The sequence below is a fragment of the Pedobacter petrophilus genome (assembly GCF_009674725.1).
In the GTDB taxonomy this organism is placed as follows: Bacteria; Bacteroidota; Bacteroidia; order Sphingobacteriales; family Sphingobacteriaceae; genus Pedobacter; species Pedobacter petrophilus.
The window spans coordinates 1-23,391 of the sequence record NZ_WKKH01000060.1 but is presented as its reverse complement, the minus strand read 5'-3'; the positions used below and the strand labels follow the sequence as shown (position 1 = coordinate 23,391).

23 protein-coding genes are annotated in these 23,391 nt (G+C 39.0%); 9 read left to right on the top strand and 14 right to left on the bottom strand.

Annotation, left to right across the window (positions count from 1 at the left end; genetic code table 11):
- Positions 1-198: hypothetical protein (locus GJU39_RS23670; RefSeq protein ID WP_209437702.1), on the top strand; the 198-nt coding region annotated here is incomplete at its 5' end.
- Positions 199-343: 145 nt separating this feature from the next.
- Here GJU39_RS23670 and GJU39_RS21185 read toward each other — a convergent pair.
- On the bottom strand, positions 344-1,348 hold the full coding sequence (locus GJU39_RS21185) for an LLM class flavin-dependent oxidoreductase (protein ID WP_154283004.1): 1,005 nt from the start codon (positions 1,346-1,348) through the stop codon (positions 344-346).
- Positions 1,349-1,656: 308 nt separating this feature from the next.
- On the opposite strand from GJU39_RS21185, the gene pta reads away from it, so the two are divergent.
- Positions 1,657-3,747, top strand: a complete 2,091-nt coding sequence (pta, locus tag GJU39_RS21180) for a phosphate acetyltransferase (RefSeq protein WP_154283003.1) — start codon at positions 1,657-1,659, stop codon at positions 3,745-3,747.
- A 6-nt stretch (positions 3,748-3,753) separates the two neighbouring features.
- Complete coding sequence (locus tag GJU39_RS21175; RefSeq protein WP_154283002.1) at positions 3,754-4,950, top strand: acetate/propionate family kinase; 1,197 nt, start codon at positions 3,754-3,756, stop codon at positions 4,948-4,950.
- Between the two features lie 170 nt (positions 4,951-5,120).
- Here the strand turns inward: GJU39_RS21175 and GJU39_RS21170 are convergent, their stop codons facing one another.
- Entirely contained in the window at positions 5,121-5,597 is a 477-nt protein-coding gene (locus GJU39_RS21170) for a DinB family protein (RefSeq protein ID WP_154283001.1), read from the bottom strand.
- A 100-nt stretch (positions 5,598-5,697) separates the two neighbouring features.
- Here GJU39_RS21170 and GJU39_RS21165 point away from each other — a divergent pair, with 100 nt between their 5' ends.
- Positions 5,698-6,780, top strand: a complete 1,083-nt coding sequence (locus GJU39_RS21165; RefSeq protein WP_154283000.1) for an aminotransferase class V-fold PLP-dependent enzyme — start codon at positions 5,698-5,700, stop codon at positions 6,778-6,780.
- Between the two features lie 20 nt (positions 6,781-6,800).
- On the opposite strand, the gene egtD is transcribed toward GJU39_RS21165, so the two are convergent.
- The 10 genes from egtD to GJU39_RS21115 all read right to left on the bottom strand — a co-directional run bounded on the left by egtD (position 6,801) and on the right by GJU39_RS21115 (position 17,555).
- Entirely contained in the window at positions 6,801-7,778 is a 978-nt protein-coding gene (gene egtD, locus GJU39_RS21160; RefSeq protein ID WP_154282999.1) for an L-histidine N(alpha)-methyltransferase, read from the bottom strand.
- 7 nt (positions 7,779-7,785) lie between these two features.
- Positions 7,786-8,934, bottom strand: coding sequence for an ergothioneine biosynthesis protein EgtB (egtB, locus tag GJU39_RS21155; RefSeq protein ID WP_154282998.1), 1,149 nt, complete (start codon positions 8,932-8,934; stop codon positions 7,786-7,788).
- The gene (locus tag GJU39_RS21150) at positions 8,934-10,505 is read right to left on the bottom strand and encodes an ABC transporter permease/substrate-binding protein (RefSeq protein WP_154282997.1); all 1,572 of its coding nucleotides are present in this window, start codon (positions 10,503-10,505) and stop codon (positions 8,934-8,936) included. The genes egtB and GJU39_RS21150 overlap by 1 nt, the downstream gene beginning before the upstream one ends.
- Complete coding sequence (locus GJU39_RS21145) at positions 10,498-11,454, bottom strand: ABC transporter ATP-binding protein (RefSeq protein WP_154282996.1); 957 nt, start codon at positions 11,452-11,454, stop codon at positions 10,498-10,500. The genes GJU39_RS21150 and GJU39_RS21145 overlap by 8 nt, the downstream gene beginning before the upstream one ends.
- Before the next feature lie 5 nt (positions 11,455-11,459).
- Positions 11,460-12,842 carry a mercuric reductase gene (locus GJU39_RS21140; protein ID WP_154282995.1) on the bottom strand — a complete coding sequence of 461 codons (1,383 nt, stop codon included), beginning with the start codon at positions 12,840-12,842 and terminating at the stop codon, positions 11,460-11,462.
- A gap of 177 nt (positions 12,843-13,019) precedes the next feature.
- On the bottom strand, positions 13,020-13,298 hold the full coding sequence (locus GJU39_RS21135; RefSeq protein WP_154282994.1) for a SelT/SelW/SelH family protein: 279 nt from the start codon (positions 13,296-13,298) through the stop codon (positions 13,020-13,022).
- A gap of 198 nt (positions 13,299-13,496) precedes the next feature.
- Positions 13,497-14,333 (bottom strand): alpha/beta hydrolase, encoded by an 837-nt coding sequence (locus GJU39_RS21130; RefSeq protein WP_154282993.1) that lies wholly within the window; start codon positions 14,331-14,333, stop codon positions 13,497-13,499.
- 82 nt (positions 14,334-14,415) lie between these two features.
- Positions 14,416-14,802: a DoxX family protein gene (locus GJU39_RS21125; protein ID WP_154282992.1), complete on the bottom strand. Its 387-nt coding sequence runs from the start codon at positions 14,800-14,802 to the stop codon at positions 14,416-14,418.
- A gap of 82 nt (positions 14,803-14,884) precedes the next feature.
- A complete protein-coding gene (locus GJU39_RS21120) occupies positions 14,885-16,978 on the bottom strand; it encodes an FUSC family membrane protein (RefSeq protein ID WP_154282991.1) in 2,094 nt (697 codons plus the stop codon).
- A gap of 214 nt (positions 16,979-17,192) precedes the next feature.
- A complete protein-coding gene (locus GJU39_RS21115; RefSeq protein WP_154282990.1) occupies positions 17,193-17,555 on the bottom strand; it encodes a response regulator transcription factor in 363 nt (120 codons plus the stop codon).
- Between the two features lie 217 nt (positions 17,556-17,772).
- On the opposite strand from GJU39_RS21115, the gene GJU39_RS21110 reads away from it, so the two are divergent.
- The 4 genes from GJU39_RS21110 to GJU39_RS21095 all read left to right on the top strand — a co-directional run bounded on the left by GJU39_RS21110 (position 17,773) and on the right by GJU39_RS21095 (position 20,740).
- Positions 17,773-17,970, top strand: coding sequence for a hypothetical protein (locus GJU39_RS21110; protein ID WP_154282989.1), 198 nt, complete (start codon positions 17,773-17,775; stop codon positions 17,968-17,970).
- 170 nt (positions 17,971-18,140) lie between these two features.
- On the top strand, positions 18,141-19,193 hold the full coding sequence (locus GJU39_RS21105; protein WP_154282988.1) for an endonuclease/exonuclease/phosphatase family protein: 1,053 nt from the start codon (positions 18,141-18,143) through the stop codon (positions 19,191-19,193).
- A 542-nt stretch (positions 19,194-19,735) separates the two neighbouring features.
- A complete protein-coding gene (locus GJU39_RS21100) occupies positions 19,736-20,320 on the top strand; it encodes a Crp/Fnr family transcriptional regulator (protein WP_154282987.1) in 585 nt (194 codons plus the stop codon).
- 195 nt (positions 20,321-20,515) lie between these two features.
- A complete protein-coding gene (locus GJU39_RS21095) occupies positions 20,516-20,740 on the top strand; it encodes a hypothetical protein (protein WP_154282986.1) in 225 nt (74 codons plus the stop codon).
- A gap of 147 nt (positions 20,741-20,887) precedes the next feature.
- Here the strand turns inward: GJU39_RS21095 and GJU39_RS21090 are convergent, their stop codons facing one another.
- Together GJU39_RS21090 and GJU39_RS21085 are read right to left on the bottom strand one after the other, a co-directional pair.
- Positions 20,888-21,349: a PA2169 family four-helix-bundle protein gene (locus tag GJU39_RS21090; protein WP_154282985.1), complete on the bottom strand. Its 462-nt coding sequence runs from the start codon at positions 21,347-21,349 to the stop codon at positions 20,888-20,890.
- 284 nt (positions 21,350-21,633) lie between these two features.
- Positions 21,634-21,822 carry a cold-shock protein gene (locus tag GJU39_RS21085; protein WP_154282984.1) on the bottom strand — a complete coding sequence of 63 codons (189 nt, stop codon included), beginning with the start codon at positions 21,820-21,822 and terminating at the stop codon, positions 21,634-21,636.
- Positions 21,823-22,188: 366 nt separating this feature from the next.
- Between GJU39_RS21085 and map the strand changes: the two genes are divergently transcribed.
- Positions 22,189-22,992: a type I methionyl aminopeptidase gene (gene map, locus GJU39_RS21080; RefSeq protein WP_154282983.1), complete on the top strand. Its 804-nt coding sequence runs from the start codon at positions 22,189-22,191 to the stop codon at positions 22,990-22,992.
- Positions 22,993-23,391 lie beyond the last annotated feature (399 nt).

Below are 23,391 nucleotides of genomic sequence, written 5' to 3'. Positions count from 1 at the left end.
GTTACAACCTTCCTAAAACAAAATATTATTTGGAAAAATTTTAATTATTATTTGGATTTAAACACAGTTCATCCTGAGCCTGTCGAAGGGCTTTCTAAAAACTCATGGCATTTCGACAAGCTCAATGTGACAACACGAATTTATTTTCTGGAACTTGATTCATTACGCACGAGGGGTTCAAGCAAGACCTCAATGTGACAACCCTAATTGATTCATCCATTCGCCAATTCAAAAAGCGAAACGTTTTAAAGCGAAACAAAAAAATGTTTCCAATTATTTTGTTTTAAAAGCGCTACCTATACGAATGCATAGAACTTAATGTCCTTTTAGTCCAGACTACCGGTTACTTAAAAACTTCCGAAAACAGCTTATTGGAATGGAGTTTTGCCTGCTGATCATAAATATGCGAAGTGCTCATCACCTCGTTTACGCCGTATTTTTCAACAAAGGCCTCCAGGCTTAGTTTAATCGTTTCTTTACTGCCGATAAATGAATAATAAAGCATTTGCTCTACCGCTTCTTTCTCCATCCTATCCCAATAGCCATTTATATTATCAAAAGCCGGTTTTAACAACTCACGTTTACCCGTAATTACACCTAAAAACATGCGTTTTACAGAACTGGATAAAAATTCAGCTTGCTCATCGGTATCTGCAACCACCACATTTACGCAGGCCATTACGTAAGGTTCCTGCAAATATTCGGAAGGCTTAAAATTATTTTTATAAATGGAAATCGCTTGTTCAAAATAAGTCGGCGCAAAATGGCTGGCAAACGCATAAGGCAAGCCTTTTTCGGCCGCTAACCGGGCGCTATCTGTACTGGAACCCAAAATCCAAATCGGAATATCAAGACCTTCGCCAGGAAATGCCCTAACATTCGACCCCCTGTTGTCTACAGAAAACAACCTTTGAAGGCGTTCTACATCCCTTGGGAAATTATGAGCAGAATTGAAATTCCCTCCCCTAATGGCCATGGCCGTAACCTGATCCGTTCCCGGGGCCCTACCCAAACCTAAATCAATTCTATTAGGATAAAGTGAAGCCAGGGTTCCAAACTGCTCGGCAACAATTAATGGGGCGTGGTTAGGCAACATGATTCCGCCAGAACCGACGCGAATGGTTTTCGTACCTCCGGCAATAAAACCAATGAGCACAGCAGTTGCCGAACTGGCCACACCGGCCATATTATGGTGTTCTGCAAACCAGTAACGGTTGTAACCTAAACTTTCTGATTGTTGTGCAATCTCTAAACTGGTTTTAAAAGTATCGGCAGCATGATGTCCTTCAAGCACGGTTGCCAGATCGAGCACTGAATAAGGTATATTTTTAAGGGAATTAAGATTCATTTCAATATGATTAAATTTTATCAGGTTACAAAAGTATCCTTAAAAAGACCAAGTAACCGTTTAACAAAACATAAATGACTTACTGGTGATTGCTCCAATTGAAATTTTTATTTTCAGTTAACAATTGAGTTGAAAATCATCATTCAGTGTACTAAACCACAATAGTTTCTTTCCGATTTCACAGGTCGGGAATATTACATTTAAACTTTCAAAATTATTTAAAACTGAAAGGCAATTTTATTTATTTAAGAATTTCCAACTATATTGGCACGAGTTCATTATTTATTCAGATCCTTCTTTTTCTATATATGACTAAAAATATCTTTATTGCATCTGCCGAACCTTACACCGGAAAATCTGTGATTGCCTTCGGGATGATTAACATGCTCCTCGCCAAAACGCAGAAAGTGGGTTATTTTAAGCCCATTATTGCACAGGAAGATCCTGACAAACGGGACGAGCATGTAGTAGCCATGCTCGATTATTTTTCACTGCCGGTAAAATACGAAGATGCTTTTGCGTTTACAAGGCAGGATATGCTGCAACAGTCTGATGATAACGGCAACATGATTAATACCATCATCAGCAAGTACAAAAAAATGGAAGATAATTACGACTTCACCGTAATTGAGGGAAGTGATTTCCTGGGCGAAGGAAGTGCTTTTGAATTTGAATCAAACGCCTTAATGGCTAAAAACCTCGGCGCTCCGGTACTGATAGTGGTTTCAGGCAAGGGAAAATCGGCCAGTCAGCTTTTTAAATCTGCCATTAATATCTACAAAAACTTTCTGCTTCGCGATGTTCAGGTGCTGGGTGTGGTGGCCAATATGGTTAATCCAGAAGAAGCCGAACGCATTAAACAGGCCCTGACGAACCAGTTGCCTTCAGCGTTACTCATTGCGGTGATTCCCGTAGAAAGTGGCTTGCAAAGTCCAACGATGAAGGAAATTACCGCCGCCATAGATGCAAAAATATTATTCGGCGCAGACTTGATGGATAACCAGGTTGATAATTTTGTAACGGGTGCCATGATGTTGCCGAACTTTTTACGGCACATTAAAGATAACCTGCTTATTGTTACCCCCGGCGACCGTGGCGATATCATTATTGGTTCTCTCCAGGCTAACTTATCTGCCAATTACCCTAAAATTGGCGGGATTGTACTCACCGCCGGAAGTTTACCGGATGAGCCAATGATCCGGTTGATTGAAGGTTTGCAAACGATTATCCCCATCATATCGGTTCAGAAAGGCACTTTTGAAACGACCACTACTATCGGTTCTATCCACTCTAAAATTACAATAGACAATAAAAAGAAGATTGAACTGGCGATTGATATCTTTGAAAGACATGTAGACCTGAAAGCTTTGGATGATAAGATTATCACGTTCAGTTATCAGGGCATTACGCCGCACATGTTCCAGTACCAGCTGGTGAAATGGGCAAAACGAGAGAAAAAACATATCGTTCTTCCGGAAGGAAATGACGAAAGGATTTTAAAAGCGGTAGAAAAACTAATTGCGCAGGATATTGTAGAGATCACCTTGCTTGGAGATCCGCTTGAGATTGGGACTTCGATTAAGCGACTCGGACTCAACCTGGATGTAAATGCCATTCATATCCATAACCCGGCGCATTCGGAGCATTACGATAATTATGTGGAGACTTTGCATGAACTCCGAAAAGCGAAAAATGTGAATCAGGAAATGGCCAGGGATATGATGACTGATGTTTCTTATTTCGGTACCATGATGGTTTATAAAGGAGATGCAGATGGAATGGTTTCCGGAGCGGTTCATACCACGCAGCACACCATCAGGCCGGCTTTGCAATTCGTAAAAACCCGTCCCGGCGTTTCTGTAGTTTCCTCAATATTTTTTATGTGTCTGCCAGAAAGGGTTGCGATTTTTGGCGATTGTGCCGTAAATCCGAATCCAACTGCGCAGCAATTAGCTGAAATTGCAATATCGTCAGCAGAAAGCAGTGCAAAGTTTGGAATCGAACCTAGAATTGCCATGCTATCGTATTCTTCCGGAACCTCCGGCGAAGGCGAAGATGTGGAACGTGTACGTGAAGCGACAGCAATTGTGAGGCAACGGCATCCGGAACTCAAAATTGAAGGTCCTATTCAATATGATGCTGCCGTAGATCCAAAAATAGGGAAGCAAAAAATGCCAAATTCTGAAGTTGCCGGACGAGCGAGTGTGCTGATTTTTCCGGATTTAAATACCGGGAACAATACATACAAGGCCGTACAAAGGGAAACTGGAGCATTGGCAATCGGCCCAATGTTGCAGGGTTTAAATAAACCTATTAATGATTTAAGCCGTGGATGCACGGTGGATGATATTTTTAATACCGTTGTGATTACGGCAATTCAATGCCAGGATATTAAATAAGTATAAATGAACATTTTAGTAATTAATTCAGGAAGCAGTTCCCTGAAATATCAACTCTTCAAAATGCCGGTAAAAGCACCTATTTCCAGTGGATTGGTAGAGCGGATTGGCATTGAAGGCTCTTATATTAAACATACCGTTTTCAAAGGAGACGAAAAATTTGTTTCAGAGAAGTCTGCGTTTATAGCCGATCATGGCGAAGGCTTAAAGCAGGTACTATCTTTATTAACCAAAGGAGAACTTGCCGTGATTGCATCGCCAGATGACATCACGGCAGTAGGACATCGCGTGGTGCATGGCGGAGAACATTTTTCCGGCCCGACGCTGATTACTGAAGCCGTAAAAGAACAAATTAAAAAACTATTTTCTCTTGCTCCACTCCACAATCCGGTTAATTTAAAGTGCATTGAGGTAGCGGAACATACCTTCAAAAATGCTCAGCAGGTGGCTGTTTTTGATACCGCCTTTCATCAAACGATCCCTCAGCAAGCTTTCAGATATGCTATTCCCGAACGTTATTACAAGGAAGAAGGCATTCGGGTATATGGTTTTCATGGCACAAGCCATAAATATGTGAGCGAGCAGGCTATTCAATGGCTAAATAAAAAAGAGTCGAAACTGATCAGCATCCACCTCGGCAATGGCTGCAGCATTACCGCAATTAAAAACGGAAAATCTATTGATACCAGCATGGGCTTTGGTCCGCTGAGTGGTTTAGTGATGGGTACAAGATCAGGCGATATAGATCCTTCTGTTATCTTTCATCTAATAGAACATGCTGGTTACAGCCTGGAGCAATTAAGTGCTTTATTTAATAAACAATCTGGCTTATTAGGCGTTGGTGGCTCAAGCGATATGCGTGATATTCGAAAACTCGCCGCAGCAGGCGATGAACATGCTGTTCTCTCCCTGGAACTTTATGCCTACCGGATCAAAAAATTTATTGGTAGTTATGCAGCTGTATTAAATGGAATTGATGCGGTGATTTTTACGGCAGGTGTTGGGGAGAATGACAAAGATATGCGTGAAGCTGTTTGTACGGAACTGGAGTTTTTAGGGATCAACATTAACCGGGAAAGTAATAACCGCTATAATGGAGGCTTGATGGATATCAGCACCGATGATTCCAAAATTAAGATTTTGGTAATCCCAACTAATGAGGAGTTTGAGATTGCAAGCCAGTGTTATACCTTGTTGCAATGATGACGCTAACTAAATAACTGAAGATAAGCGGGATGGGCTTGCAGGACGAGGTAGTTTATGGCAGTTGTAATTGACTGGCTATTAAACACCTGGTTCTGCTGACATCTACCCCGAAAGAGCGGAATTAGAGCAAATGTCCTTCAATATTTTTTGATGTCAATAAATCAAATCTAACTTTTCCAAATTCCCTGCAACCTTCTGATTACCACAATCTCGGCAATGTGATAGGCATTGTGATCGGCAATTTGCAATGCTTCACGTAATACAGACTGCCCATCTCCGTGAGGAATTGCTGCATATATATCGGCCGAGTCTAACAACGCGATAAAGCTTTGCAAATCCTCATCGGTTGCTTTTAAGGTATCTTCCCACTCCTGCTCATTAGATGGTGCTGTTTCCTTTGGCCAATAACTGTCCGGCCACTTCGGAGATTGATGCGAACCATCTTTGCTAAATTCAAGCATATCCCATTGGGCTATTTTGATGTGGCTTACCAATTGCCAGATGCTATAGGGTAAACCATGAGGTTTCTCACCAAGGGCGTCAAAAGGTATCGCTTCAACGGCATCTTTAAAACCAACATGTGCGCCACCGCCATTTAACAACTTTTTAAGTTCGTCTACTAAAATTTGCATTTGCTTTTCCATCAACCTGAATTTCTTTTTCAAACAACAATACAAAAGCCCTATAGTTTGTCATAAAAAAAGCGACTCGTTTGAAAACTAATTATTTCTTCTAATTTTGAACATGAACCTATCCGCTTCCTTTCCAATTTTATCGAAATACACCTATTTAAATACTGCGAATTCGGGCCTTTTATCTACGGAACTGGCCAAATGGCGAAGTCAGCACGATCAATTATTTATTGATGGCGGAAGTGCCTTTAGGATGGAGCAATCGCCCATCATAGAAACCTTAAGAGCAAATGTGGCCGGTTTTTTTAAGGCAGATTTACCAAACGTTTTTCTCACGCAAAATTTCTCTTTCGGCTTTAATACGCTGCTTGATGGATTACCGAAAACACACCGTTTTTTGTTGCTGAACAATGAATATCCTTCTATCGACTATCAAATCATGAGCCGTGGTTTTGAGCACTTTAAAGTTGACCTTGATGAGCACCTGGAAGATAATATCCTCGCAGCGATTGAAAAACACCAGCCAACCGCATTTGCTTTTAGTGTGGTACAATACATCAGCGGTTATCGCTTAAATCCGGATTTTATTAAAAAACTTAAACAAACCTATCCTGATTTGTTGCTGATTGGAGATGGAACACAATTTAGCGGCACAACCGATTTTGATTTTAAAAATTCTGGCCTGGATGCGCTGGTATCCAGTGGATACAAATGGCTTTTGGCGGGTTACGGTAATGCTTTTGTGCTACTTTCAGATCAACTCTATAACCAGCTTTATCAGGAGCGAAAAAACACTCCGCTTCCCAATACGCCATTTTTGAAAGGTAAAAAACAACTGGCGTTTTGCTTCGAACCCGGACATTTAGATACGCTAAATTTCGGATCATTCAACGAAAGTTTAAATTTTATCAAAAGTATAGGAATTTCAGAAATTGAAAGGAAAACTGAAGAACTCTGTAAACTGGCCAGAACAAAACTGAATGATCGTGGCTTATTGCCTGATTATCTGGCAAACCAACAATATGCATCTACGATTATGAGTATGCAACTAAATCAGGCCATGGTAGACAAACTTGCCGATGCCAGAATTTTGTGCTCACCGAGAGGTACGGGAACGAGGGTTTCTTTCCATTTCTACAACACCGAAGATGATTTACAAAAGCTGCTGGATGTATTAGATGGAAAGAAAATTTAAAAATATATGTGGGTAAATTCTTATTTACCCACCTTCCATACAGCATCAACGAAATAATTTTGCTGGTCAAAAAAGTGTTCTGTTGGTTTAAATCCGGTATCTGTTGCCAGCTCATTAATTTCTTCCAAAGCATATTTCTGTGAAATTTCCATGTAGATATGCTCGTTCTTTGCAAAGCGGATGGTTTCGTCTCCAATATTGACCAGTTGCTCCCTTAAACTAACCAAATAGCTCTTGCAAGCGCCGGATTCGGGATCATAACTGGCGTAATGATCAAAGTGATCGATTTCAAAATCTCCCCCCAGTTCCCGGTTAATGCGGCTCAGTAAATTCAAATTGAAAGACTTCGTTATCCCATTTGCGTCATCATACGCCGCCAGAACCTGACGTGGATTTTTCTTGAGATCAAAACCAATAATCAGCAGATCTTCTACCGACAATTCATTTCTTAAAGCCTTGCAAAATTCTTTTGCTTCTGCAACATCCATATTGCCAATATTGGCTCCCATAAACAGCAAAACCTTGCGACGATCTGATAGGCTTTTCGCTTTCTTTACCATGGCAAAATAATCACCATTTAAATCCTCTACGTTTAATGCAGGTAGTTTCTTAGGTAAATTCTCTTCCAAATCTTCGATGACATGCTGTGAAATATCAATGGGCAGGTAGGTAAATTCCAGCTGGCGATTAAGCAATGCCTGTAATAAATGAACCGATTTTGTTGCATCACCGGCACCCAATTCAATAAGATCGAACGCACCCGGATCAGCAGCAATTACATCAGCTAACGCATCTGTTTGGTGCTTCAAAATCTCCATCTCCGCATCGGTAAGGTAATATTCATCCATTTCCATGATCTGCTGAAAAATTCGGTCACCAGTTTCATCATAAAAATATTTAGAACTTAAATACTTCTTTTCAGCCGTTAAGCCTTCCAAAACATCGTTTAAAAATAAGGATGAAACTGGAATAATTTGTTTTGAAATAATTGTGCTCATGTAAATCTTATTTTGCTAAGCGAATCCCTGTAAACTGCCATCTTAAATGTGGGTGGAAAAAATTCCGGTAAGTAACGCGGCCATGATCTTCCGGCGTAGCTACAGAAGCACCGCGAAGCACTTTCTGGTTCACCATAAACTTTCCGTTGTATTCTCCAATGGCTCCCGGCGCCTTACTAAAACCCGGGTAAGGCAGGTAAGCACTTTCCGTCCATTCCCATCTTTTACCCCAGTTAAACTGCTGCGCGGCCACTTCCCACTCAAATTCGGTTGGTAAACGCATGCCTTTCCAGCTGGCAAAAGCATACGCTTCATAATAGCTGATGTGTGTTACCGGATAAGCAGGATTTATCGGCAATAAACCTGCATAAGTATAATTAAACCACTTATCCTCTACCTGATGCCAATACATGGGTGCGTTGATTTTATTCTTTTGCACCCAATCCCAACCTTCAGCATGCCAGTAGTTAAAATTGGTGTAACCACCCGCATTAATAAAATCCAGATAGGCCCCATTGGTTTCCAGTTCCGAACTCACCTGAAAGTCCTGCAAATAAACCTGATGCCGGTTTAATTCATTATCAAAGCAAAATTCATCTCCTTGGTAGCCAATTCCATACACACCTTCAGCGATGGAAACGAAAACCGACTGATTTGTTATCTCCTCATGTTCCTTCCATTCAGCAGAATAAATAGGAAACAATGGATTATTTCCCAGAATGTATTTGATGTCTGTAAGTAAAAGTTCCTGATGTTGCTGTTCGTGATTGAAGCCAAGAACCAACAGTTCTTTGATCTCTTCGGTAACGGGTAGGCTTAAAAAACCAGTCATGGCCTCATCTACATAATGGCGGTACTGGTAAATTTCATTCACACTTGGCCGGCTCAAATTGCCCCGATCGGTACGAATTACCCTTGCTCCAACTGTTTCGTAATAACTGTTAAATACAAAATTATAATCGGGATTATATTCGCGGTAATTTGCAGCGTAAGGTTTGAGAATAAACGTTTCGAAAAACCAGGTGGTGTGACCGAGGTGCCATTTCGGAGGACTTACATCCTCTACCGGCTGAACCACATAGTCTTCCGTCTGCAAAGGCTCACAAATCGATTCAGTATATTTCCTGATGGTCAGGAATTGATCAACTAAATTCATTAATTTTTATCTAGATATTGCTGTAATGTTGTTATACTAATAACAGCAAGATCTTTTGATTGTTTTCTCCGCATCATTAAAGCGTACGAATTGTTAAAACCTATTGGTTTAAGCCATTTAATTTTAAATTGTTCAGAAAATTGTTTGCTTACGTATTGATAAGTGCTATCCTTATCATGCGTAATACTTTTAAAAATCTTTGGATCTGGCTTAAGCAAAACCAATAAACCTGTACCGGTGTATTCCGGATAAAAATCAATCTGGTCATTGGTTAAGGCATCGAAACAAATTTTGGTGCCGCCCAAACCAGTTTTCGTGGCTACGTCATAATCCGTATTTCCCTGGATCAGCATCCGATACATTTCTGCGAGAATATATTGCTCTCCAAAGATTTTAGATCCAATCCTGATTACGCCATTTTTGCCCCCCCTTGGCGATTTATACAAATCATTTTTGATTAGAAAATCCTTTGCTACCCGTTCGGGCGTTTGTTTAAGATAATCAGTTCTGTAATTAAGATCCGTCATAATCGAATCGGTAATTTTACCAGACAGGAGATTGAGCACGCTTTCTAAATCGGGAAACTTTTTCAAAGATGATTCCCTTACAATGGGCGCCGCGTAGTATGGCGGAAAAATGCCTTTATCGTCTTTTAAAATCGTAAGGTCAAATGCCTTCAAACGCCCATCAGTAGAATAACCGCTAATTACATCCAATTTCTTTTCATAGGCCGCTTTATACATTACGGCATCACTAATGACAATGGTGTGGATTTTCAATCCATATTCCTTTTTTAAACCTAAATCCCCATCCTGCCTTCCCATAAACTCGGGGGTGAAGCCAGCAGTGAGCGAGCTTCCATATGCTTTTGGCAACAGATAAAAAGCACCGAGTATAAGAAATACTATTGGAAAAGCGTACAAGAACTTTCTGAATTTTTTGAAGTCCATCTTTTGAATAACCGCCAATAGGGCGTCGAGAATGATCGCTAGTAAAGCCGCGGGAATGGCACCTGCGAGAATCATATTGGTATTATTAAGCGATATTCCGCCAAAAATAAATTCTCCCAAACCGCCAGCAGCGATATATGATGCCAGCGTAGCAACCCCAACATTGATCACTGTCGCCGTTCTGATTCCTGCTAAAATCACAGGCATGGCAATCGGTAATTCCACCTTTAATAAAATTTGCATTTCGCTCATCCCCATGGCCTTTGCTGCCTCTTTCACTTCGCTGCTAATGCCCACAATTCCGGTATAAGTATTTCTGATGATGGGTAATAATGCGTAAATCAATAAGGCCACTATTGCTGGCTTTGCGCCTATTCCAAGTAGCGGGATCATAAAACCCAGTAGAGCAATGCTGGGAATGGTCTGCAAAATCCCTGCTACAGCCAGAACAGAGCCAGACAATTTTCTTTTTCTTGCGATCAAAATCCCTAATGGCAAGCCGATAGCAACGGCCAGGAAGAGAGAGATAAAGGTAAGTCCGAGATGCTGAAAAGTTTGATTTAATAACTTATCAGACTGTTCTGACATGAACTGCCACAAATTTTGTTGAGGTTCATCCATGCTGTTGCAAATTTTGATAACTGATAAACGCCGAATTAAGGGTATTGATGTCAATTGATTTTTGCCTTCCGCTATCGTCAGCAAATGAGATCTTATCAACGCCGGAGCGGAAATAATTAAGCGTATCCCATATACTTAACTGCTGATCAACTGTTTTGGCATTTGAAGACTGTTCATCTGGTAACTTATTCCATAGGTCTTTAAGCGTAGTGATTTTAAACTCAAGCGTAATGCGTTCGCTTTCCATAAAATTATTTACAAAGTCATTTATGGGATGATACAAGAGTTCCTGAGGCGTTCCAATCTGGATAATTTCGCCCTTATCCATTAAACAAATCCGATCTGCCAATTCAAATGCTTCCTGAACATCATGTGTAACCATCACAATTGTTTTGCGCTTTAATTCTTCTAAGGCCTTGAATTCTTTCCTGATGCTTGCGCGGGTGACGTTGTCTAAAGCGCCAAATGGTTCATCCATCAACAAAACTGACGGATCTGCCACCAATGCCCTCGCCAAACCTACCCGCTGCTGCTGTCCGCCACTCAGCTCATGCGGAAAAAGGCTGATACAATCTGCAGGAAGATGAAGTTTGCTTAATAATTCTGTCGTTCTTTCCTGTGTCTTATTTTTATCCCATTTCAAAAGCTGAGGAACTGTTGCAATGTTTTCTCCAATGGTATAATGTGGGAACAAACCATTGTTTTGCATAACGTAGCCGATTCCCCGTCTTAAAATTTCAGGATTTTCATTGGCAACATTTTTTCCATTAATGGTTACCTTACCCTCATCAGGCTCAATCAACCGGTTGATCATTTTTAGCGTAGTGGTTTTACCACATCCGCTAGTGCCCAAAAGGATGAGGTTTTCTCCTTCATTTACCTCAAAGAAAACTGATTTAACAGCTGCTGTATCTTTGAAGGATTTACTCACCTGATCTAATCTGATCATATTTATTATTTATGGATTTTCATAAACAGATTATTTAACGATTCGGTATATGTTGGATGAGCAAATACCCTATATCTGATCTGTTCAGAAGTAATGCCACCTTCCATTGCCATTTGCAATACAGACATAATTTCTCCGCCTTCAGAAGCCAGGATTGCTGCGCCAAGTATCTTCTTCGTTTTTTTGTCTACAATAGCCTTCATCAATCCTACAGTTTCATTGGTTTCAATTCCCCTCGCTACGTTTTTCATCGGCAATACAGCTACTTCATATTCCAATTGCTGTTCTTTAGCCTGTTTTTCCGAAAGGCCAATTCTGGCCAGTTGCGGATCAGTAAACATGCAATAAGGTACAGGTCTGCCTTTGGTAGACAGATCGGTGTTTTTAATCAGGTTGCGGTAAACGATAGTGTAATCATTGTATGCAATGTGCGTAAAAGCAGGTCCGCCCTTTACATCTCCTAATGCATAAATACCCTTTACATTCGTTTCCAGCTTATCATTTACCAGAATATGCCCATGTTCATCTGTTTCTACGCCGCAATTTTCCAAACCTAAATTTTTCGTTTGCGGTGCCCGTCCAACGGCAACCAATAAATGGCTGGCTTTAATTTTTTTATCTTTTTTGCCTGTTGATTCAGAAATTTCTATCTGATCGCCTTTCCAACCGATATGATTAATCTTTGTACCAGTAATGACTTCTATCTTTTCCTCTTGCAAAAATGCTGTAACTGCTTTTGAAATATCTTCATCCTCTTTGGAAAGAATAACAGGTGATTGCTCCAAAATGGTTACTTTACTCCCAAAACGACTAAACATCTGCCCAAATTCCAAACCTATATAATTTCCTCCAATCACTACAAGATGTTCAGGAACTTCTTCCAAATCAAGAATAGTGGTAGAGGTTAGGTAGTCCACATCGTTAATGCCATCAATATCAGGAATAATCGTTTTGGCGCCGGTGTTAATGAAAATTAAATCAGCAGATAACTTTTCTTCGCTCCCATCTTTACTTTTTACCACGATCTCCTTTTCACCAATAAAACTTGCCTCGCCCATGTAGAGTTTTAATCCCTTGGTTTCGGCTATTCCATTTTCTGCACCCGCTTTAAAAATTCCGACTATACCATCTGCCCGTTTTTTGATCTTTTTTAAATCAACGGTAACATCACTTACCATTACCCCAAGTTCAGAAGCCTTCCTGGCTTGATAGGCCGCTTTCGCAGATGCGATCATTGCTTTTGTAGGTGTACAGCCATCATTTATACAAGTTCCGCCAACGTAACGTTTCTCTATAATCGCTGTTTTTTTCCCGGCTTCAGCCATTTTTTTTGCAAGTGGAACTCCTGCCTGACCAGCGCCAATGATGATTGCATCGTAGTGTTTCATATTTGTTGTTTTAGCCTGCCGGAAGTAAACCATTTTAGTATTCTGTTATCTTCTGACAGAGATATAACTTCAAAACCAGATCATTGTTTGCCGAAGCTGATTCGTTTCAGGAATGGACATTCAATTCAAGGGCATTAAAGTAAAACAATAAGAGGATGATGAAAGACCTTAAGAATCTTATCGATCGGTGTGTCCAAGATTCATATCCGGATCTATATAATCACGAACCAATTTCTTCAACTCCTTTATTTCGGGAAAGCGGCCGGCTTCTTTCCTGTCGAAAATCAATTGGTCATTTATCGAAATAAGAAACGTTCCACTCGTTTCACTTGGAATTAAAGTTACACCTGTTAGTTGTTCTGTAAAAGTGCTGAGAAGCTCTTGCGCCATATATGCAGAGCGAAGCATCCACCCACACCGCGGACAGTATTCTATTGATATCAAAGGTTTTATCATTTAAATAATTTTAAATCGTAAATAATTTCAGCTTCATAACCAGCCAACAACAAGATGAAGAAATTATGAAGAACGTACCAAAGCTGAAATTTGATTTGGAAAGTAACCATAAAACTTCTACTTTCGTCCCGAGAGCGTTAATTTAGATACGGGCCGGAGGTAGTTTTACCTTTGGCCCGTTCTTCTTTTAGAAGCTTTTTATTGCTGATCCCGCTTAAAGAATTTGCTAAAATAGAGCATCTGGTAGGCAATCGCATTCCCCCAATACGCGAAATTGTGTACACCCGGGCGAATGATAAAATCGTGAGGAATGTTACGGTCTAAGAGTTTATCATGTAGCGCAACATTTACCTTATAAAAGAAATCACCAGAACCACAGTCGATAATAATGGAAAGTTTATTTGGCGTTAATAAGTGTGTTAAATTCACCACACTATTGGCTTCCCAGCGTTCGGGGTTTTCATTATATTTCCCAAAGCGTTTGGCAATGTTCCAGTTTTCTGGAAACGGACGGAGGTCTACACCTCCACTCATACTTCCACAGGCACCAAATACATCCTGATGGCGAAAAGCCAGATATAAAGCACCATGACCACCCATACTTAAACCAGTAATTGCACGACCGGAACGATCTTTTATAGTGGAATACTTTTGATCAATATCACTCACCAGCTCAGATGAAACATAGGTTTCATATTGATAGGTTTTATCAATCGGACTATCAAAATACCAGCTGGTTACGCCTCCGTCTGGACAAACCACTACCATTGATAATTCATCGCTTAAACGTTTAACAGTTTCCGGGTCTGGCGTCTGCTTCACCCAGTCAGAAAAATTTCCTCCGGCGCCATGCAATAGATATAACGTAGGGAATTTCTTTACCGTAGAATAGGCATCTGGTTTAACCACAACAGCCTTAATCTCCTTCTTCATTACCTTACTATAGGTGGTCACCGTATCAACACTGGCAGAAAATGCGGCAACAGGAAATAAAGTTACCAGTACAAGAAATTTAAAAAATTGGCTTAATTTCATACTTATACAATTCGTTTATCAAATATAACGAATTGTATAGCCGGGAATTTATTAATTAAAAATTATCAGAAAATAGTGATCCTTATTTCCTGGTGCTCTTCCAGGCCCAAAATACCAATACCGGCTGAAAAAACAGTCTTGTTAATCGTTTACTATCCGTATCTAACCCAAAACCATCTCGTTTATTGGTATATTGTGATACGTTTCCAGGAAAAACGCTTACAAAAAGTGAGGCTGCCAGAATGCCAACGGCAGATCTGTATTTTTTTGGCGCGACAACTAATGCTGTACCCAGTGCAATTTCTACAAAACCCGAATAAACAACAGTATCATCCTTTTTTAAAGGAACCCAGTCCGGAACCTGCGCCTGAAATTCCTTTCTGGCAAAAGTTAAATGTCCAATCCCGGCTACGATTAATCCAGCCCCTAAAAGTATCCGTGCAGTATTTTTTATTTGTTGCGTATCCATAATATAATTTATGAGGACGGTACAAATACCATTCCAGTGATCGGAATGAAACCTGAAATAGCCTGTTTCGATTTAGGAATCGCTATTTAAAGTATGTTTTTAATCGCTGGGTAAGCGTGCGAAGCAACATTTCAGAATGGATTTGATTTTGACTGTTAGCAGCAAGGGCAGTAAGATCAACAGATGGTGCTGCAGTAATACAGTAATCAAGGTTATTTAAACATTCATCAAATGCTTCGTTGCTTAAAGCATAATCCACTTGCTTTGCCAGCGAAAGTGCTGCTATTGCACCGTTAGATTGGTAAATCAAAACCTGAATATCTTCCAGCCCACTCAAATCGATCGCCCTGGCTAGCGGTTCCTTTTTGATCGATTGTAAAGCCTCACTTAAAAAAGCAAAGCTGATGTAGGCATCTTTTCTGGCCAGCTTAGTTCGATAATGATAGTTTAGAAAACCCTTCCGCTCTGAAGCCACGCAAAATAAATAGTGACGGCTTGCAGCCAGGCAATCTGAAATTAAAGCTTTAATCCTCGGAGTTTCCCAAATCGGAAAGATAAAAATAGAGATATAGGAAAGTCCACAGCCGACTAGCGTGAACAACAACCGATCGCTGATAATTTGCGATACATGACCATGATATACATTCAGCGCCAAAACAACCATTACGGTTACGCAGGCTACGCCCCACATATAGTGCGTACGGTTAAAAAGAAAAAAGCCAAGCAAGCCCAATATGGCCAATCCCAACTGCAGTGAAGCTGAAGCAAAAGCAAGTAAAAGCCCGATTAATAAGCCAATTAAAGTACCCCATAAGCGCTGCGTATTGCGTATTCTGGTTAAACCGAAACCCGGTCTGTTCACAATAACCACCGTTAATAAAAGCCAATAACTATACCGTTGATCAGGAAAAAGTAAGGTTGGCAGGATTGCGATTAAACACAAAAGACTTAAACGAAGTGCGAACCGAAATACCGGCGAGTGCAAAGAAAAATGTGAAAGTACATTTTGCCAGTTGAATGGTGCCTCCGGGATAAAATCTTTGTAAACTTCTGTCTCAATAATGTCGGTGTCTGGTAAATCCAGTCGGTAACCTGCAGATAAACGTTCTACTATCGCTGAAATATCCTGCAGGTTTTTGGCTATCCCTGTCAATAAATTTCCCTTTTCAGCAGGCAATGTTGCCGAAATAAGCAATAATTCGCCTATTCTATTTTCAATTTGTTGCCGGGATATCAATTCATAAGGGGAAGATTTTGCATTAGAAAATTCCACGGCACTGTATTCCAGTTTCTTCGTAAGCTGAGCAATCGTTTCCAGTATTTTAGGTAATGCATCCGTCGGTGCCAGGGCTGCCCGAATCTCACCGTAATCATGATGAATTGCGGTTACTTGTTCATAGAGATCGATAATATCCAGCGCAGCGGCTAAAAGCTTTTTCCCGGATTTGTTTTCAGCAGACATTGCAATGCGATCCCTCAGCAATAGACTTCTGATCAGCTCCTGCCTGGCATTTAATTTTAAATGAAGGATGATATTTTGCGCATTAAAATCCCGAAGATTAACACCTTCATGATAAGCACTTGCCCGCAATTCCATTAAGGCTACTGTACCCTGGATCGCTTCGAAAATGGCATGGTGCAATGACCGATACGGCCATAAATAAATTTGAGTTAAGCTAATTAAGGTATACCAGCCAGCACCAATAACAATGTACGTACTAAAAATTAAGGGTTGCTTAGGATGGAGACCAAGTGTGAAAGCGATTAATGTAGTACCGATAAGCCCGATTAAAGAAAGGCGATTACCAAATACAGAAAGCATCGCAAATAAAAATGTGATCACAACTACGGTGATCGCCACCAGGTAAGAATTGGCGAAGCTCAGAGAGATGACAAATGAAGTAAGGGCAAGTGATAAGATAGCCACAATTGCACCGCTAAGCTTATCCCGCCTGTTGCCGGGAATATCACACAAACTCATAAACAGCGCCCCTATACTGATACTTATACCCGCAAGCAACTGTCCGAAATAGGCTAAAGCAACCAGCGGAATGATGATGGCAACCGTATTTCTAAGCGCATCACTCAGGTATTCACTGTAACGGATACGAATCGCAAATCCCTTTAGTTTTGCATAATATTTCGGGAATAAGTTTTCGTTATTTCTTTCGCTCATCAATTCGGCTGCAAACTTAATTACAATTATCCTGATTATGGCAATCAATTTTTAAGGTCAGCTCCTTGCCCTACCAAATAAAATTATGGTAACTGAAATTTGGAAAGGCTTTGGATTTATTAGCTACTTGTGATTTGCTTTTTGAATGCAAAACTATTTTTCGTTCAATCAGATAGCGTTAATGATGAAGTGAAATATTAGGCTCGCTGATCTGTTAATGGATTTGAGCAGAAATGCGTTTCACAAAATCATCTATTTCAAATGGTTTATGAATATAATCATCTGCAAAGCAACGCTGATTTATTTCCTTGTTGGAAAAATTGGCCGACATCACCACCACTGGCATACGGGCGGTAACCGGCGAAGACTTCAGCTCACTACAATAATCCATTCCGTTACCATCAGGAAGCATTACGTCTAATAAAAACAGATCTGCAGGTTTACCCTTTGCAACGCCAGAACGAAATGCAGCTATATTAGAAAAAGCAAATACCTCATAATTTTCTTCCTGCAAAAGAATGGATACAATCTCCCTAATATCATCATTATCCTCTAACACGTAGATGCGCTTTTCCATAGTATTTAACGTTTTCACCCTTTGTTAACCAATAACGTTACTCGATAGTTTTAGCATTCCGGGAAATATTTTATATCATCTATTAGCTATTGATACAAGTACGGATAGAGAACTGAATCATCTTCTCAAAATGATAACTTATTACCCAAATATATTGCCTGAATCATAAAACCTTTTCGTTTTAAAAATTGTTAACAAGCAGAATTTATCGCATCAAATGAACGAAATCAGCAATCACGAAACTTACCGTGAAATCATCACACGAATTAAATCGCTTTCATCAGCAACACCAGAAAACATTTTTAATTTTGAGGAATTGCACGAGTTGCAGGCATTAGCCATTTCCTACGAATTGAAAAAATATGATTTCACAATTAGCTTAACGGATACCAGGCAATTTTCCGCTGCAGGATAGCCCAATAAGTTATTTACCAATCACTTATCAATCTTCACAAACATAAATTATCGATTAAGATATAAGGTATCCTGATGGATCTTCATGCTTTTGATTTTCCCCTTTTATAGTATCAGAACATTTTAGGATGTTGCTTGTTAAGCTACGTACATTTAAGAACCGGATTCCTTTTGACACACGACATTCTTTTTTACTTTAGCATAATCGTCATTTTATCGACAGTCATTCCCTTCATTCGCCATGATTTTTGGATCTTCAGGGTTTTCGAATATCCAAGACTGCAGAAACTTTCGATAAATATTGTTTTGATTGCTGTAACGGTATACTTTTCTTTTCCAAAAGATACTAAAGATTGGGTAGTCTTAATCGGTTTGCTTATTAACCTGAGTTATCTGATATACCTTGTTTTTCCATTCACGGCATTAGGAAAAAAACAAATAATCACCAGTTTAAGAAGTGATGGCGTTGATAATCTGAAAATTTTAATTGCCAATGTTTATCAGGAAAACCGCCAGTCTAAGGATTACCATAACCTGATTGCACTATGCGAACCGGATGTAGTTTTAATGGTAGAAACAAATAAGTGGTGGCAAGATGAAATGGATTCCATCCAAAAAACATATCAGCATCAGCTTAAAGCTCCGTTAGAAAATACCTATGGAATGTTATTATATTCAAAATTGCCGTTAACTGATGTAAAAGTGAACTATCTGGTAAAGTCTGACATTCCTTCTATGGAAGCAACTGTTGAGTTGAGGTCAGGACAGAAAGTGAAATTGTTTTGCTTACATCCCGAACCACCCGTTCCGCAGGAAAATCCGAGGAGTACAGAAAGAGATCAGGAAATACTAATCGTTGCCGCAAAGGCGAAAGACATTAATCTACCAGTTGTGGTGATGGGAGATTTGAACGATGTGGCGTGGAGCTACACCACAGAACTCTTTGGCAAAGTGAGTGGATTATTAGATCCAAGGCGTGGACGCGGTTTCTTTAATAGCTTCAACGCAAAATATTGGCTGCTTCGTTTTCCGCTAGATCACATTTTCTGCTCAACTGATTTTGCATTAAGCTCCATTAAAAGATTAGCGAGTTGTGGCTCAGACCATTTCCCAATGTGTGTAGATTTGAAATACATGCCGTCAGCAGCGCTGAAAAATGAACAACTTGAACTTTCACAAGATGATTTATCTCTTGCGAAAGAAAAAATTTCAGCTGATCTCTAAAACTCCTGACCACCAAAAAATTGACATTTATAAGGTATGATGAAATAGACGATTGGTGACTTTCTGAGGATTAATGTGTATTTGTAAAGCCACTACAAAAAAGGCCAATATTTAAGAAATTTTTAATACTTAGTGGAGTTGACTATTTATGGTTGTGAAACTTAGGATTGTTATATTCATCCTGGCAACACCATTATCTATATAGTGGCAATACAGAAAACAAACACTTAACTACCATACAATAAGCAACTTAAAACAGATCAATAAATTAAAACTATAATAGACAATTTTAAAATATAGTTATCCTTTTACATTGATCATCAATTATCTTATTTCATTTATCGTTTATAAATCTAACGTAAACCTATGTTTAGGCTAACGTCTTCGTATTTGTAAGGAAAAAAAATGCATTAATTCAGAAGTAAGAATAACGCATCATATTCTCTTAAATCACCTCTATTCATTATTGTTTATTTAGGAATCTAAGATTAAAAAGGTATAGCTTTGCAACGCATGCTCTTCATTATTATCAAACGTGCGAAATGAAACTTGATCCCTTAATTAATTTTTGCCGTGCGCTGGCACCTGTATCAGATGAACTCGTTGGGCTACTTCGGGAAAATGCTATCACCTTATCTGTCTGCAAAAACACCCGCCTCCACCCTGGTGGGATTGCCGGTTGCAATGCGATCTTCATCGCTAGTGGAACATTAAGAAAGTACACCACTATTGAAAATAAACAAATCACGCTTTCATTATATGGCGAAGACGAAATAATTGGCTTTACCGAAATTTCACATTATCTCGAAAGTGAAGGCCTGGAAACGATCTACGACTCCGAACTGATTTTACTTCCTAAAGATTTTATTGAAAAGCTTTACGAGAAATATCCGGAGGTAGATATAATGGCGAGAAAGATATTTTGTATGAAATATCAAAAACTGGTTGATGAATCAAGACTCTGCCGTCTGCCTTCTGCGGATTACCGTTATCGAATTTTCAATGCAAGCGGAAAATACAGGCTACCTGCAAGAATCCTGGCAAGTTATCTGGTGATGAGAGAAGAAACACTCAGCAGATTAAAAAACAAACACAAAGCTGAAAATGCCATGAAATTTGGGAGTTAGATAAATCATTTTCGTCATTAATTGGTTCAAATAACAAAAATTTACATCATTTTTATCTAATCCGCTTATTTTTGTAATAAAATCTATCTAAATTAGTGAACTAAACTGTAATTTATGCAGTTGACCTTTATTTTTGTTATTATTTAGAAAAAACATTTAAGATAACGTCCCATATATTTGCATGAACAAATTAAAATGAGAAAAGGTATATTGATTTCTATAAATCCGAATGAAGGAAGTGGAAAAATAATCGACGCAAACGAACAGGACATTCATTGTTGCCTGAAAGATCTTGGTACAAATATACAAGTTGGCGATCCAATAATCTTTAATATCAAATTAACATCTTACGGACTTACCGCCGTTGACATATCAAAGATCGATATTCACCGATCGAATTCACTTCTCCAGGAGTTGTAATTCTGAGATCCCAAACAATTTAACTATCGCTGATTAGTTTCCGGGTCCACACTAACTGATGTGACGAATTAAAATAAAACAGAGATATGTTGGAGCATAAAAAAAGCTATTGCAATTCGCAATAGCTTTTAAAATTATAAGCATTTTTTATAATGCCTTATGTGCGTCTCTTAGCGCTTTAATAGCATCATGACTGATATTGATCGCATCTTGTTGCTTCAATAATACTGATCTTACGTTTTCGCCAAGATCATTTTCCTGAAGTGCATCTTTGTATGCTTTTTTAATGGCATCTTCGCCCCGTTCGCATTCAGCCAAAATACTGTGGCGATCATCGCCTCCAAAACTCGCTTTGATATCTATCCAAGCACGGTGTAAGGTTCCCAAAACGGTATTACCAGTATCCGGGTTTTCACCATTTCGGCCTACTAAACCAGCCAGTTCAGTAACGTTTGTTCTGCTATCAGATGAAAGTTTATCAAAAGTTACTTTTAAATCGATATTTTCCTCACTTAAATCGCTTGCTGCTTTATCAAAACCGTCTGCTCTGTCATTGTTAATCTCAATAAGGTCATTTAATACCTCAACTGTTTTTTCTTGATTTTCCATAATAAATTATAATCTTATAATTGGTAGATGGTATAACAACAAGCCGAAATGATTAAAGTTTGAAACATTCGAATTAAGAATAGTTATCCTGATGAAGCTTAAAATAACAGGTCATTAGATATTGTCTCTGCATAAGTTAAGCGACTTTGTTATATCGCATTGATAGTTTGGACATGGATGATCCAACATTATAGTGAAGGTTTGCAATTTAGTAGGAGAACCAATAAACAATGATAAACAAAAAAACAGGCCATGGGCCTGTTTAAAGTTCAAAAAATATTATTTTAAACGACTCTCACTTTAACTGCGTTTAATCCTTTTTTTCCTTCTTGTACTTCATATTCGACGTTATCATTCTCATTGATTTTGTCGATAAGTCCACTTACGTGAACAAAGATTTCTGAGCCATTTTCTTCCTTAATAAATCCGAATCCTTTTTCTGTGTTAAAAAATTTTACTGTACCGTTTTTCATGTTGTAGATAATTACTTTAAAGTTTATAAAATAAAAATAGTGTTAAAATCTAAAAAAGCAAAAAGCTTACAAATTTAATTTTTAAAGATTTGCTTTTTTAATTGGCTCATTTACATTATCATCTAAATACATTTATTGTTAAATCCGGCATTGGTGAAGATTTTGCCTTATTTAAAGAGAATTTTATTTAGTAGAAATAAAATCTCTGAAGATTATATATTTATTCATTTAAATGACAGGTATAATTTAAATCCTGGTGATCGGATAACAGTTTCCGAATAATCCCATCAACCAGTATCAGACAAAATACTAAAACGGAGTTTCCTGAGATGAATATTTAAAACGTAGATTGTTTATATTTGCGGCATGATTATTTACAAGACGAATGAAGAAGTAGAGCTTATGAAAATCAGTGCGCAACTGGTGAGTAATACTTTAGCTGAAGTGGCGAAAGTGCTAAAGGCAGGGATGACAACCCTGGAAATTGATCAGCTAGCCAATACTTTTATCATGGATAATGGTGCTGTTCCTTCTTTTTACAATTTTAATGGCTTTCCTTTTCATATTATAACGTCTGTAAATGACGTAGTAGTGCATGGCTTTCCAACTAAAGAAGAACTGCGTGATGGTGATATTATTTCTGTTGACGTTGGTACGATTAAAAATGGTTTTCACGGAGATCATGCCTATACTTTTATTATTGGCGAAGTTTCTGCTGAAATCTTAAAGCTGGTTAAAACTACTAAGGATTCTCTTTATCTTGGGATAGAACAAGCTGTTGCCGGGAAGCGAATGGGTGATATCGGATATGCGATTCAATCACATAATGAAAAGCAAGGCTATGGTGTGGTTCGGGATTTAGTTGGGCACGGCCTGGGCAGGGATATGCATGAAGATCCACAGGTTCCGAACTATGGTCGGAAAGGATCTGGAAGTTTACTACGTGAAAATCTGGTGCTGGCCATAGAGCCTATGATTAATATGGGTAAAAAAGAAGTCTATTTAGATGACGACGGCTGGACAATCCGAACTGCAGATGGAAAACCCTCTGTTCATTTTGAACACGACGTTTGTGTGAAGAAAGGTGAGGCATTGATTTTATCTGATTACGCGCCAATTGAAGTGGCTGAAAAAGCAAATATAAATTTGAATACGTCTTATTACGCATAAAAAACGGAGGGGAAAAATAAATTTTATTTCTCCCCTTAATGTTTTTTGAAGTGTAGTATTTGTTTTTTCGTCTAATTTCTGCCGTGGATCGTTTGTTGTTGTGCTGTTGTTCGTTAACTCTTTAAAAAGATCCTGAAACAAGTTCAGGAGGACGCGTGAAGGGATTACACGAAGAATCCTGGAGATAGAAGAGGGGCTATCTGAGTGTTGTTAGTCGTTTTTCGTCTGTCGTGGTTCGTTTTTGGCCCTATTGGCTTCCCATTTTATCCTTTAGTCTTTGCTCCCTGCTCTTTGTTCCTTGCTCTTTGCTCCTCCAACTTTCTGATAACGCAGAAACCCCTGCAGTTGTTACTGCAAGGGTTCTTTGTTAAATGCCTGATTTGAGGCTTTTAAGATTTG

Bases quoted from the DNA above. Each gene is read 5' to 3' on its own strand.
- GJU39_RS21110 (WP_154282989.1), top strand. From the start codon at position 17,773: ATGAACGAAATCAGCAATCACGAAACTTACCGTGAAATCATCACACGA.
- GJU39_RS21145 (WP_154282996.1), bottom strand. From the start codon at position 11,454: ATGATCAGATTAGATCAGGTGAGTAAATCCTTCAAAGATACAGCAGCT.
- GJU39_RS21095 (WP_154282986.1), top strand. From the start codon at position 20,516: ATGAGAAAAGGTATATTGATTTCTATAAATCCGAATGAAGGAAGTGGA.
- GJU39_RS21085 (WP_154282984.1), bottom strand. From the start codon at position 21,822: ATGAAAAACGGTACAGTAAAATTTTTTAACACAGAAAAAGGATTCGGA.
- GJU39_RS21130 (WP_154282993.1), bottom strand. From the start codon at position 14,333: ATGAAATTAAGCCAATTTTTTAAATTTCTTGTACTGGTAACTTTATTT.
- pta (WP_154283003.1), top strand. From the start codon at position 1,657: ATGACTAAAAATATCTTTATTGCATCTGCCGAACCTTACACCGGAAAA.
- GJU39_RS21090 (WP_154282985.1), bottom strand. From the start codon at position 21,349: ATGGAAAATCAAGAAAAAACAGTTGAGGTATTAAATGACCTTATTGAG.
- GJU39_RS21165 (WP_154283000.1), top strand. From the start codon at position 5,698: ATGAACCTATCCGCTTCCTTTCCAATTTTATCGAAATACACCTATTTA.
- GJU39_RS21175 (WP_154283002.1), top strand. From the start codon at position 3,754: ATGAACATTTTAGTAATTAATTCAGGAAGCAGTTCCCTGAAATATCAA.
- GJU39_RS21115 (WP_154282990.1), bottom strand. From the start codon at position 17,555: ATGGAAAAGCGCATCTACGTGTTAGAGGATAATGATGATATTAGGGAG.
- map (WP_154282983.1), top strand. From the start codon at position 22,189: ATGATTATTTACAAGACGAATGAAGAAGTAGAGCTTATGAAAATCAGT.
- GJU39_RS21150 (WP_154282997.1), bottom strand. From the start codon at position 10,505: ATGGATGAACCTCAACAAAATTTGTGGCAGTTCATGTCAGAACAGTCT.
- GJU39_RS21125 (WP_154282992.1), bottom strand. From the start codon at position 14,802: ATGGATACGCAACAAATAAAAAATACTGCACGGATACTTTTAGGGGCT.
- GJU39_RS21185 (WP_154283004.1), bottom strand. From the start codon at position 1,348: ATGAATCTTAATTCCCTTAAAAATATACCTTATTCAGTGCTCGATCTG.
- GJU39_RS21140 (WP_154282995.1), bottom strand. From the start codon at position 12,842: ATGAAACACTACGATGCAATCATCATTGGCGCTGGTCAGGCAGGAGTT.
- egtD (WP_154282999.1), bottom strand. From the start codon at position 7,778: ATGAGCACAATTATTTCAAAACAAATTATTCCAGTTTCATCCTTATTT.
- egtB (WP_154282998.1), bottom strand. From the start codon at position 8,934: ATGAATTTAGTTGATCAATTCCTGACCATCAGGAAATATACTGAATCG.
- GJU39_RS21100 (WP_154282987.1), top strand. From the start codon at position 19,736: ATGAAACTTGATCCCTTAATTAATTTTTGCCGTGCGCTGGCACCTGTA.
- GJU39_RS21120 (WP_154282991.1), bottom strand. From the start codon at position 16,978: ATGAGCGAAAGAAATAACGAAAACTTATTCCCGAAATATTATGCAAAA.
- GJU39_RS21170 (WP_154283001.1), bottom strand. From the start codon at position 5,597: ATGGAAAAGCAAATGCAAATTTTAGTAGACGAACTTAAAAAGTTGTTA.
- GJU39_RS21135 (WP_154282994.1), bottom strand. From the start codon at position 13,298: ATGATAAAACCTTTGATATCAATAGAATACTGTCCGCGGTGTGGGTGG.